A 10801-nucleotide genomic window follows, 5' to 3' on the forward strand; every position below is an offset into this window, starting at 1 on the left:
ACCACGCCCACAAAACGGCGCTCACAACGACCGGTTCGTCGGTCAGTCACACCCGGATGCCCCTCGCTCGTGAACCCGAGTCGCTGAACCCGGAAAACGTGGGTTGTTCAACAGTGTCCTAGCTGGCCAGCGCCAGGTCCTCGGTCGGGTCCGCCCGCAGCTGCTGATCCAACTTGCGCTTGATGCGCTGGAGGGCGTTGTCGATCGACTTGACATGACGGCCCAGACGCAGGCCGATCTCTTGGTACGAGGTGCCCTCGACGTAGAGACGGAGGACCTCGACCTCGAAGCCTGACAGGGCGCCGGCGACGGTGGCCCGCATGGCGCCGAGCTGCTCGCGGGAGATCACCTCGTCGGCCGGGTCGGCGATGCGGTGATCGTCGAGGAGGTCCTCCACGGTGCGCTCCGCGGCGTCGTCCCCGCCGCGCGCCGCGCTGATCGACACGTAGCGGTTGAGCGGCTGGTGCTTCTGGCGGGTGGCCGCCTTTATGGCGCTGATCACCTGCCGGGTCACGCACAGCTCGGCGAACGCCCGGAACGACACCTGGCGATCAGCCTGGAAGTCGCGGGCCGCCTTGTACAGCCCGATCAGACCCTCCTGCTCGATGTCGTCGGCGTCGGCGCCAACCAGGAAGTAGGTCCTCGCCTTGGCCCGGGCGAAGCGGCGGTAGCGGAGGAGGAGCTCCTCGAGGGCGACCTCGTCACCTCCCTGCCAGCGAGCGACGAGCTCCTCGTCGGTCTGGTCGGTGAGCGGCTGGTAGATCGAGCGGATTGCCATGGTGACACCTCTGGGTGGTGCGATGGAGGGCTGCGACGGAGGGTGCGGGTCCGTCCGCTGTGAGGTTGAACGACTGGTCACAACGGACTAGTTACTTGTAGCTAGAGCCGCTGTCCTGTGTCAACTGTCACCACGTTGGCTGACGCGCTGTCACCGCTGGCAAACCGCTCAAAACCGGTCAAAGCTGATGACTGTCGGGTAACTTGGCCCGTGCGGGCCAGCAGATCGTCGGTGCGGGCCACCAACGGCCCGCATGGCCCGGCCCCTAGGAGGGACCGGCCGCCGGGTCTGCTGGCTCAGCCGCGAGACACGCACATGGGACTAGTCATCCCGGGGTGGCCGGGGCTGGCGGGCGCAGAGCCGGCTGAGGGGGTCGGCGTCGGGGTTGTCAGGCCGAAGCGGCGGCCCGGCGGCGGGCCACCTCGAAGCACGCCAGGGCGGCGGTCGCCGAAACGTTCAGCGAGTCGAGTGGGCCGAGCATCGGGACCCGAGCCACCACCTCGCAGCGTTCCCTCGCCAGCCGGGACAAGCCCCGGCCCTCCGCTCCGAGGACGATGGCGACCGCCTCGCTGGCGACCGGCAGCTCCCAGAGACTGGTTGGCCCGTCCGCGTCGAGGCCCACCGTCCACACGCCGGCCTCCGACAGCGTCCGGAGCGCGGCGGGGATCCCGGTCACCAACGCGACGGGCAGGTACTCAGCGGCACCGGCGGCCGCCTTCAACGCCGAGGGGGTCAAGCGGGCGGAGCGGTGCCGGCCGAGCACAACACCGGTGGCGCCGGCGCTGAGGGCGCTGCGCATGACCGCGCCGAGGTTGTGGGGATCGGTGACCTCGTCGAGCACTACCAGCATCGCCGCCGCTTCGCCCGGCGGTTGGATCAACTCGTCAAGGTCCACAGCAACGAGCGGATCGGCGTTTGCGACGACGCCCTGCGGCGCGTCGGTGGCCGCCAGAGCGTCGATCCGGCCCCGGCCGACGGCGTGCACCGGGATGGCCCGGGCCCGGGCCAGCTCCGCTAAGGCGCCGAGCGGACCGTCGTCGCTCTCCGCGACCAGCACCTGGTGGACCCGCCGGCGGCCAGCGAGCAGCAACTCCCGGACCGCCTGGCGCCCCTCGACCTGATCCCCGCCGAGACCGTCGCCGGTTCCATCCGCCGCCCGCCGGGATCGGGCGCCACCGGCGCGACCCACCCCGCCGGGAGCCGCGGTCCGCTCGCCGCGGGCCCTGCCCTGTCCCCCGTCGTGGGCCCTACCAGCGCGGCCCTGCCGGCTGTCGCTCCCAGCCCGCTCGCTCCTGGCGCCGCTACCCGCCGGACTGTCACGTCGGGCCCCAGCACGGCCCGCGCCGCCAGCCCCAGCACCGCCACGCCCAGCACCGCCACGCCCAGCACCGCCACGCCCGGCGCCGCCCCGCCCCGAAGGGGTCACCGGGGCACCACGAGGGCCACGGCCCAACACGCCACGCCCTCCCGCCGGCCGATGGTGCCAAGCCCCTCGGCCCGCTTGGCGGTGACCGCCACCGGGGCGCCCACCACGTCGCTCAAGCGACGCTGCATGTCATCGCGGTGGGGCGCCAGCCGCGGCGACTCGAGGACCACCTTGGCGTCGACGTTGGCGATGTGGAAGTGGGAGCCGACCATGAGCACGACCCGGGCCAGGATGTCCATGCTGTCGATCCCGGCCAGCGCCGGGTCCGAGGCGGGGAAGTGGGTGCCGATGTCCTGCATGCCCGCCGCGCCGAGGAGGGCGTCGGCGACCGAGTGGGCGACCACGTCGGCGTCGCTGTGGCCCGCCAGGCCGGGGCCTTCGATGGCAACGCCGCCGAGGACCAGCCGGCGGGCGGGGTCGTCGCTGAAGGGGTGGACGTCGAAGCCGAGCCCGACGCGGGGCCAGGGCCCGAGCGGCTCGCTCACCGGCGGTCGATCGGGGCCAGGGTGCCTTCGCCGAGGAGCGTGGCGGCCACCGCCAGGTCGCCGGGGTCGGTGACTTTGAGGTTGTCGGGCGCGCCGTCGACGCGCACGACGGTCCCGCCGATCGCCTCCACCAGCGCCGCGTCGTCGGTGGCGTCGCGGCCGCTGGCGTGGGCTTGGCGCAGCACCGACGCCCGGAACGCCTGTGGGGTCTGGACCGCCACCAGTCGGCTGCGGTCGAGGGTCAGGAGGCTGCCGTCGGGTTGGATCTGCTTGATGGTGTCGGTCACCTGCACGGTCGGGATCGCCGCGTCGGCTCCCCGGCGGACCGCGTCGAGAGCGGCGTGCCAGATGCTGTCGCGCGCCAGCGGCCGGGCCGCGTCGTGAACCGCGATGATCCCGGCGGAGGCGGGCACCGCCTCGAGCCCGGCGCGCACCGACGCCGAGCGGCTGGCGCCGCCGGCGACGACCAGGTCAGCCGGCCACTCCCGCCGCCCGATGTCGTCGGCCGGCACCACCAGGACTACACCGGTGCAGCAGCGGCGCGCCTGGTCCAGCGACCAGGCCAGCACCGGGCGCCCGGCCAGCGACTCGTATTGCTTGCGGGCCCCGAAGCGGGTTCCGATACCGCCGGCCACGACGACCGCCCAGGCCTCCACGACGCTCAGCTCCCTTGCGCGCCGCCTACGGCAGCGCGTCGTCCAGTTTCTTCTCCGCCTCGACCTCTGACACGCCGATGGCGAAGGTCAGCTCCGAGACCAGGATCTGCCGGGCCCGGTTGAGCATCCGCTTCTCCCCCGCCGACAGACCCTTGTCCTTGTCACGGTTGGACAGGTTCCGGACCACCTCGGCGACCTGGTAGATGTCGCCGGACTTCAGCTTCTCCACGTGGTTCTTGTAGCGCCGGGACCAGTTGGTCGGCATCCGCACGTCCTTCTTGCGCAACACGGCGAACACCTCCTCGACCTCCTCGTCGTTGATGACCTCGCGCAACCCGACCTCGTCGGTGTTGTCGGCGGGGACCATCAACACCAGGTCTCCGTAGGCCAAGCGGAGGACGAGGTATTCCTTCTTCTCGCCGAACGCTTCCTTGAACTCGCGCCGCTCCACCACGGCAGCCCCGTGGTGGGGGTAGACGACCTTGTCTCCGACGTCGAACGGCATGGTGCTCCCGGGAATGGTACGGCTGGGGGGTCGTTCCAGGGTACAGGACCCCGGGCCCGAGGGCCGTTCGCGGGTTAGTCTGCCTCCCAGCATGGACGACCTCGCGCTTCTGGCCCGCTCTGATCTGTTCTCGGCCTTCGACGAGGCGGCGCTCGAGCGGCTGCTGACCGGGGCCCGGCCGCTGCGCTGCGACCGCAACCAGGTGATCTTCTCCGAGGGGGCGTCGGCCGACGAGCTGTTCGTGGTCCGCTCCGGGCGCATCGCGGTCGGTCGCCGCTCCCCCGACGGGCGCGAGTCGCTGGTGGCGCTCATGGAGGCCGGGGACCTCTTCGGCGAGATGCCGTTGTTCGATCAAGGCGAGCGCTCCGCGTCGGCCCGGGCGCTGGAGAGTTCCGAGCTGCTCCGCCTCCCCTACCACCTGGTCCGCGAGGCGCTCGACGCCCGCCCGGAGCTGCTCTGGGACGTCGTCAGCCTCCTGGCCCAACGGCTGCGCAGCACCGACTCGGCGCTGGCCGACGCGGTGTTCTTGGACGTGACCGGCCGCACCGCCAAGCGGCTGCTGGAGCTGGCCGGGGAGGCCGACGAGTTCCAGCTGCCGATCACCCAGGAGGAGCTGGCCGGCCTGGTGGGGGCGTCGCGCGAGCGGGTCAACAAGGCGATCGCCGCGTTCATCCGCCTCGGGTGGATCGACCAGATCGACCGCCGCTACCGGATCATCGAGCGCGACCGCCTGGCGCAGCGGGCCCGCTAGCGGCCGCGGCTGGGCTCAGCTGTAGCTGTCGAGGATCGACGACTCGGTCAGGCGGGCCAGGCCGTCCTTGACGATCCGGGCGGTGGTGCCGTCGATGCCGTCGACCGCCTCGAGGTCCTCGACGGTGGCCCGCATCAGCTTCTGCAGGTTCCCGAAGCGGGCCGTCAGGGTGTCGATGGCGGCTTCTTGGAGGCGGGGCACCTTGGCCAGCAGCCGGTAGCCCCTCGGGACCAGGCTGGCGTCGACGTCGCCGCCGGCGGGCAGGTGCAGGATCCCGGCGACCGCGCCGAGGTCGAGCAGGCGCTCGGTGCTCAAGCTGGCCAGGGCGCGCAGCGCCCCCTCGGCCGCGCCCGGGTCCCCGTCGACCACGTAGTCGCGAATCACGTGACGGCGGTCGTCATCGACGCCGCCCATGAGCTCCTCGAGCTGGAGGTGCACGAGCCGGCCGTCGGTGCCCAGCTCGACGATGTAGCCCTCGACCTCGTCGGCGATGCGGCTGACCATCTCGGCTCGCTGCAAGACGGTCACCGCGTCCTTGGTGGTCACCAGGTCCTCGACTTCCAGCGCCGAGAGGCTGCTGGTCACCGCGTCGAGCCGGTTGCGGTAGCGCTCGAGGGTTTGCAGCGCCTGGTTGGCCCGCCCGAGGACCCTGGCCACCGGGTCCAGCGCCCGCTTGTGGCCGCCACGGTAGACCGTGATGACCGCCAGGTCCTCTGACACTGCGATGACCGGCACCGCGACCGCCCGCGCCACCCGCTCTGCGGTGCGGTGCCGGGTGCCGGTCTCGGTGGTGGCCAGGTTGGGGTTGGGAACCAGGTGGACGTTGGCCCGGGCGATGCGGCTGGCGTCGGGGGCCAGGATGATCGCGCCGTCCATCTTGGCCAGCTCGTAGAGGCGCTGAGGGCTGAACTCGGCGTCGAGGAGGAAGCCGCCCGAGCAGATGTCGAGGACTTCGGGGCCGTCACCGACGACGATCAACGCTCCCTTGCTGGCCTGCAAGATGCGGTCCAGGCCGGCTCGCAGCGGGCGGCCCGGGGCCACCGCCGCGAGGGCCTCGATCATGGCGGCCCGGGCCTCGTCCAGCACTGTAGGAAGGGTAGTCGGACGCCGGCGCTGCCGGCATCCGAATACCCCGGCGGTAACCGCCCGTCACCGAGCGGACAGGCCCGTCAGTCGAGCAGGGCGGCCGCTGCGGCCGCCGCGGGCGGACCACCGGCCGCGGCCCGCAAGGCGCCCCGGTGCCCGACGTCGCGGGTGGCTCCCCCGTCCCGGGCGGAGGAGCCCCTCCCCGCCCCGGCGGCCCCGGCAGGCTGGCCGGCGCCTAGGACCGTGGCCACCGCCTCGGCCAGGGAACCGACCCGGCGCAGGCGTACGCCGGGCTCATCGGGCGCCGAGGCGGGGACCACCGCCGTGGAGAACCCGAGCCGGGCCGCCTCCCGAAGCCGCCGGGAGCTGTGGGCGACCTGACGGATCTCGCCGCCGAGGCCGATCTCGCCGAGCACCACCAGGTCCGGCGGCAGGGCCACGCCCGTGCGGGCCGAGGCCAGCGCCAGCGCCACCGCCAGGTCGGCGCCGGGCTCGACGACCCGCACGCCACCGACCGCGGAGACGTACACGTCGCTCGGCAGGCAGTTGATCCCCGCCCGCTGCTGGAGGACCGCCACCAGCAACGCCAGGCGGCTGGCGTCGAGCCCCGAAACGGACCGGCGGGGCGCGGCCAGCGTGGACTCGCACACCAACGCCTGCAACTCCACCAGCAGCGGCCGGTAGCCCTCCATCGACGGGAAGACCACCGAGCCCGGCGTCCCCTGGCGGCGGTCGCCGAGGAACAAGCCGCTCGGGTCGGGCACCCCCTTCAGGCCGGCGTCGCCCATCTCGAAAAGGCCCAGCTCCCCGGTCGGTCCGAAGCGGTGCTTGACGCTGCGCAGGAGCCGCAGGGCGTGGTGACGCTCGCCGTCGAAGGTCAGCACGGTATCGACGACGTGCTCGAGGACCCTGGGGCCGGCCAGCGTCCCGTCCTTGGTGACGTGGCCGACGAGGACCACCGCCGGGCCGTCGGCCTTGGCCATGGCGGTCAGTGCCTGGGCGCAGCCTCGGACCTGGGCCACCGAGCCGGGCGCCGAGCCCAGCTCCGGGTCCCACACCGTCTGCACCGAGTCGACCACCACCACGTCGGGGGCCAGATCGGCGACTGCGGCGCGGATGCCGGGCATCGACGTCTCCGCGACCAGCCACATCCCCGGCCGGACCGCGCCCAGCCGCCCGGCTCGGCGGCGGACCTGCTGCGCGGACTCCTCGGCCGACACCAGCAGGCACTTCCAACCTCGGGAGGCCAGGCTGGCCAGGGTCTGGAGGAGGAGCGTGGACTTGCCGACCCCCGGCTCCCCGCCGACGAGGGTGACCGAGCCGCGGACCAGGCCGCCGCCGAGCACCCGATCCAGCTCGTCGATCCCGGTCGCCGACGGGGCGCCGGCGCCGCCGTCGACGTCGGCCAACGCGACGGGGGCGGCGATCGAAGCCGGCCGGCCGGCGGCGGCCCGGACCGGCTCCACCTCCTCAACCAGGCTGCCCCACGCCTCGCAACCGGGGCAGCGGCCCGCCCACCTGGGGGTGACCGCCCCGCACTCCTGGCAGCGGTGCAGGGTCCGGGCCCGGCTCACGCGCCGGCCTCGGGACCCGCATGACCACCCCGACGAGGAAAGGGAACGCACGTTCGCACGGCTCCCACCCTAGAGACCCGGTGTGACCATCCCGGGGATCAGCCCCCCCGGGACCCTGCGGGCGCCCGGGGCCGCCGGCTGTGGGCTCCCCTCGGGCGCCGGCGGCGCCGCCACAACAGCCACCCCAACCCGACCAGGACCACCAGCAGCACACCAGCGGCGACCGCCGCGGCGGTGATGGCGCCGGTGTTCCACGTGCGGGTGGTGGCGTCGAGCGCCAGACGATCCCCGAGCGGCGCGGACCACTCCAGCTGGCCGCCGCTGCGCGACGTGGCGTCGGTGGAGCGCAGCGCCCCAGGGAGCGCGACCCCGACCCGGAGGCTGAGGGCCTGGGCCGGCTGGACACCGGCTTGGGCGGCGGCCTCCGCCGGGTCGAAGCCGAGCGGCGAGCCGGTCGGGCCGGTCAGTCCCTGGTCACCGAAGCACCCGACCCCGCACGACAGGTCGATCCTGCCGGTGAGGGTGGACCGGTCCTGCCACAGGCTGTGGGTGCGCCGCAAGGCCAGCTCGACGACGTGCGTGCCCCCGCTGCCGGCGATCGACGCCACCACCTCGGAGAGCTGGGCTGGCGTCGCGAAGCGGTGGGCCGCGGCGACCGACGCGCCACCGCCGGCGGTGGCGGTGACCGGCCCCACCGCCCACCCTTGGGCTGCCAGGCCGGCGGTGTCGAGCTGGCTGGCCAGACCGCCGACCGCGGTGTTGGCGGCGGGGTCGAGGGTGACGGTCACCGTGACGGTGCCCGACCCGTCGGGCCGGACCGCTACCGACACGTGGGCGCTGGCCTGGCACGACGCGCACGCCAACGCGATCAGCAGCGCGACCGCGACAGCCGTCAGCGACCGCCGCCCTCGCCCTACAGCCCGCCGCCGCATCCGGGCGAGGCTAGCGGCAGGAAGTACGCGCCGGACCCCCGGCCGGGGCCGGGGGTCCTTGGTGCGAGCGGTATGTGCTGAGGGTGGTGTCGGGTGGGCGTTACTCGCCGGAGCCGGCGCCGGCCAGCTCGACGGGCGGGGGCTCGAGCCCCTCGACGGAGCGGAACACCACCTCGTCGCCCTCCACGTCGACGATGATCGTCTCGCCGGCGCGGAACTCCTTCCACAGGATCTTCTCCGACAGCGGGTCCTCGACCAGGCGCTGCAGGGCACGGCGCAGCGGCCGGGCCCCGAGGGTCGGGTCGTAGCCCTTGTCGACCACGTAGAACTTGGCCTCCTGGGTCAGCTCCAAGCCCAGCCCCTGGGTCTCGAGCTGCTCCCTGACCCGCTTGATCATGAGATCGATGATCTCGGTGACCTCGGGCTTGGTCAGCTCGTGGAAGACGATGACGTCGTCGATCCGGTTGAGGAACTCGGGCCGGAAGTGGGCCTTGAGCGCCTCATTGACCTTGACCTTCATCTTCTCGTAGGTGACCGCCTCGTCGTTTTTGGCGAAGCCCACCGACGCCTTGCGGAGGTCCGCGGTGCCGAGGTTGGAGGTCATGATGATGACGGTGTTCTTGAAGTCCACCGAACGCCCCTGGGAGTCGGTCAGGCGACCGTCCTCGAGGATCTGCAGGAGGGTGTTGAACACGTCGGGGTGGGCCTTTTCGATCTCGTCGAAGAGGACCACCGAGAACGGCTTGCGCCGCACCGCCTCGGTCAGCTGACCGCCCTCTTCGTAACCGACGTACCCGGGAGGAGACCCGACCAGGCGGCTGACGGTGTGCTTCTCCATGTACTCGGACATGTCGAGCATGATCAGCGAGGACTCGTCGCCGAAGAGGAACTCGGCGAGGGTTTTGGCCGTCTCGGTCTTCCCGACACCGGAGGGGCCGAGGAAGATGAACGAGCCGCTGGGGCGCTTGGGGTCCTTCAGACCGGCGCGGGTGCGGCGGATGGCCTGGGACACCGCCTTGATGGCGTTCTCCTGGCCGATCACCCGCTTGTGGAGCTCGTCCTCCATGCGCAGGAGCTTGGCGGTCTCCTCCTCGGTCAGCTTGTAGACCGGGATGCCGGTCCAGTTGGCCAGGACCTCGGCGATGACTTCCTCGTCGACGACGTCGAAGAGATCGACGCCCTCGGCCCTCCACTCCTGCTCCTTGGCGGCCTTGCGCTGAAGGAGCTCCTCTTCCTTCTCGCGGAACTTCTTGGCCTGCTCGAAGTTCTGCTTCTCGATGGAGAGCTCCTTGTCCTTGCGGACCCGGAGGATCTCGTCCTCGATCGCTTTGTAGTCGGGCGGGGTGGCCATGCGGCGGATCCGCAGGCGGCTGCCGGCCTCGTCGATCAGGTCGATGGCCTTGTCCGGGAGGTACCGGTCGGCGATGTAACGGTCGGCCAGGTTGGCGGCCGCGACCACCGCCTGGTCGGTGATGGTCACGCCGTGGTGGCTCTCGTAGCGGTCCCGGAGACCCTTGAGGATCTCGATGGTGTGGGGCAGCGACGGCTCGTCGACCTTGATCGGCTGGAAACGGCGCTCCAGGGCGGCGTCCTTCTCCAGGTGCTTGCGGTACTCGTCGAGGGTGGTGGCCCCGACGGTCTGCAGCTCGCCGCGGGCGAGCATCGGCTTGAGGATCGAGGCCGCGTCGATGGCACCCTCGGCCGCGCCCGCACCGACGAGGGTGTGCAGCTCGTCGATGAACAAGATGATGTCCCCGCGGGTGCGGATCTCCTTGAGGACCTTCTTGAGGCGCTCCTCGAAGTCGCCGCGGTAGCGGGAGCCCGCGACCAGCGCCCCGAGGTCGAGGGTGTAGAGCTGCTTGCCCTTGATGGTCTCGGGCACGTCGCCCGACACGATCTTTTGGGCCAGGCCCTCGACGATGGCGGTCTTGCCGACCCCAGGCTCGCCGATGAGGACCGGGTTGTTCTTGGTCCGTCGGGAGAGGACCTGCATGACCCGCTCGATCTCGCGGTCGCGCCCGATGACCGGGTCCAGCTTGCGGTCGCGGGCCAGCTGGGTGAGGTTGCGCCCGAACTGGTCGAGCACCGGGGAGCCGGTCGGGGTCTCCGGGCTGGTGGCGGTCCCGGCGCCGGGAGCGGCACCTTCCTTGCCACCGCTCGGCGACTGGTAGCCGGAGAGCAGCTGGATGACTTGCTGACGGACTCGGGACAGGTCGGCTCCGAGGCTGACGAGCACCTGAGCGGCGACGCCCTCCCCCTCGCGGACCAAGCCGAGGAGCATGTGCTCCGTGCCGATGTAGTTGTGCCCGAGCTGCAGGGCCTCGCGAAGCGACAGCTCGAGGACCTTCTTGGCTCGGGGCGTGAACGGCGGGGAGCCGGTCGTGGAGGACCCGGCTGGGCCGATGGTCTCCTCGACCTTCTCGCGAACGGCCTCGAGGCTGATCCCGAGAGATTCCAGGGCCTTGGCGGCGACACCCTCACCCTCGTGGATCAGACCCAGGAGGATGTGTTCGGTGCCTATGAAGTTGTGGTTGAGGAGCCGAGCTTCCTCTTGGGCCAACACCAGCACCCTGCGGGCTCGGTCAGTGAAACGTTCGAACAAGTGGAC

General features: G+C 72.0%; 10 protein-coding genes. 1 reads left to right on the forward strand and 9 read right to left on the reverse strand.

Translation table 11 applies throughout. From position 1 onward, the window contains the following. Nucleotides 1-118: 118 nt before the first annotated feature. The 5 genes from sigH to K6U06_RS21545 form a co-directional block, all read right to left on the reverse strand. Entirely contained in the window at nucleotides 119-778 is a 660-nt protein-coding gene (sigH, locus tag K6U06_RS21525; RefSeq protein WP_262324040.1) for an RNA polymerase sporulation sigma factor SigH, read from the reverse strand. A 388-nt stretch (nucleotides 779-1166) separates the two neighbouring features. Next, nucleotides 1167-1967, reverse strand: a complete 801-nt coding sequence (gene rlmB, locus K6U06_RS21530) for a 23S rRNA (guanosine(2251)-2'-O)-methyltransferase RlmB (RefSeq protein WP_262324041.1) — start codon at nucleotides 1965-1967, stop codon at nucleotides 1167-1169. 233 nt (nucleotides 1968-2200) lie between these two features. Next, nucleotides 2201-2689, reverse strand: coding sequence for a 2-C-methyl-D-erythritol 2,4-cyclodiphosphate synthase (gene ispF / locus K6U06_RS21535; RefSeq protein WP_262324042.1), 489 nt, complete (start codon nucleotides 2687-2689; stop codon nucleotides 2201-2203). Beyond that, nucleotides 2686-3345 (reverse strand): 2-C-methyl-D-erythritol 4-phosphate cytidylyltransferase, encoded by a 660-nt coding sequence (gene ispD / locus K6U06_RS21540; protein WP_262324043.1) that lies wholly within the window; start codon nucleotides 3343-3345, stop codon nucleotides 2686-2688. The genes ispF and ispD overlap by 4 nt, the downstream gene beginning before the upstream one ends. A gap of 25 nt (nucleotides 3346-3370) precedes the next feature. Further along, nucleotides 3371-3850 (reverse strand): CarD family transcriptional regulator, encoded by a 480-nt coding sequence (locus K6U06_RS21545; protein WP_262324044.1) that lies wholly within the window; start codon nucleotides 3848-3850, stop codon nucleotides 3371-3373. Between the two features lie 91 nt (nucleotides 3851-3941). On the opposite strand from K6U06_RS21545, the gene K6U06_RS21550 reads away from it, so the two are divergent. Continuing rightward, nucleotides 3942-4601 carry a Crp/Fnr family transcriptional regulator gene (locus K6U06_RS21550; RefSeq protein WP_262324045.1) on the forward strand — a complete coding sequence of 220 codons (660 nt, stop codon included), beginning with the start codon at nucleotides 3942-3944 and terminating at the stop codon, nucleotides 4599-4601. Between the two features lie 15 nt (nucleotides 4602-4616). On the opposite strand, the gene disA is transcribed toward K6U06_RS21550, so the two are convergent. The 4 genes from disA to K6U06_RS21570 all read right to left on the reverse strand — a co-directional run bounded on the left by disA (nucleotide 4617) and on the right by K6U06_RS21570 (nucleotide 10795). After that, nucleotides 4617-5663 (reverse strand): DNA integrity scanning diadenylate cyclase DisA, encoded by a 1047-nt coding sequence (gene disA / locus K6U06_RS21555; protein WP_410051121.1) that lies wholly within the window; start codon nucleotides 5661-5663, stop codon nucleotides 4617-4619. A gap of 107 nt (nucleotides 5664-5770) precedes the next feature. Beyond that, nucleotides 5771-7261, reverse strand: a complete 1491-nt coding sequence (gene radA, locus K6U06_RS21560) for a DNA repair protein RadA (protein ID WP_262324047.1) — start codon at nucleotides 7259-7261, stop codon at nucleotides 5771-5773. A 98-nt stretch (nucleotides 7262-7359) separates the two neighbouring features. Continuing rightward, nucleotides 7360-8193 carry an LppM family (lipo)protein gene (locus tag K6U06_RS21565; protein WP_262324048.1) on the reverse strand — a complete coding sequence of 278 codons (834 nt, stop codon included), beginning with the start codon at nucleotides 8191-8193 and terminating at the stop codon, nucleotides 7360-7362. A 100-nt stretch (nucleotides 8194-8293) separates the two neighbouring features. Further along, nucleotides 8294-10795: an ATP-dependent Clp protease ATP-binding subunit gene (locus K6U06_RS21570; protein ID WP_262324049.1), complete on the reverse strand. Its 2502-nt coding sequence runs from the start codon at nucleotides 10793-10795 to the stop codon at nucleotides 8294-8296. Nucleotides 10796-10801 lie beyond the last annotated feature (6 nt).

Origin of the sequence: Acidiferrimicrobium sp. IK, assembly GCF_025499425.1 — a bacterium.
Lineage (GTDB): Bacteria > Actinomycetota > Acidimicrobiia > Acidimicrobiales > Palsa-688 > Acidiferrimicrobium.

What these genes read in the sequence shown, in the direction of transcription:
- disA (WP_410051121.1), bottom strand. Translation starts at nt 5,663, where the DNA reads ATGATCGAGGCCCTCGCGGCGGTGGCCCCGGGCCGCCCGCTGCGAGCC.
- K6U06_RS21545 (WP_262324044.1), bottom strand. Translation starts at nt 3,850, where the DNA reads ATGCCGTTCGACGTCGGAGACAAGGTCGTCTACCCCCACCACGGGGCT.
- K6U06_RS21550 (WP_262324045.1), top strand. Translation starts at nt 3,942, where the DNA reads ATGGACGACCTCGCGCTTCTGGCCCGCTCTGATCTGTTCTCGGCCTTC.
- sigH (WP_262324040.1), bottom strand. Translation starts at nt 778, where the DNA reads ATGGCAATCCGCTCGATCTACCAGCCGCTCACCGACCAGACCGACGAG.
- K6U06_RS21565 (WP_262324048.1), bottom strand. Translation starts at nt 8,193, where the DNA reads ATGCGGCGGCGGGCTGTAGGGCGAGGGCGGCGGTCGCTGACGGCTGTC.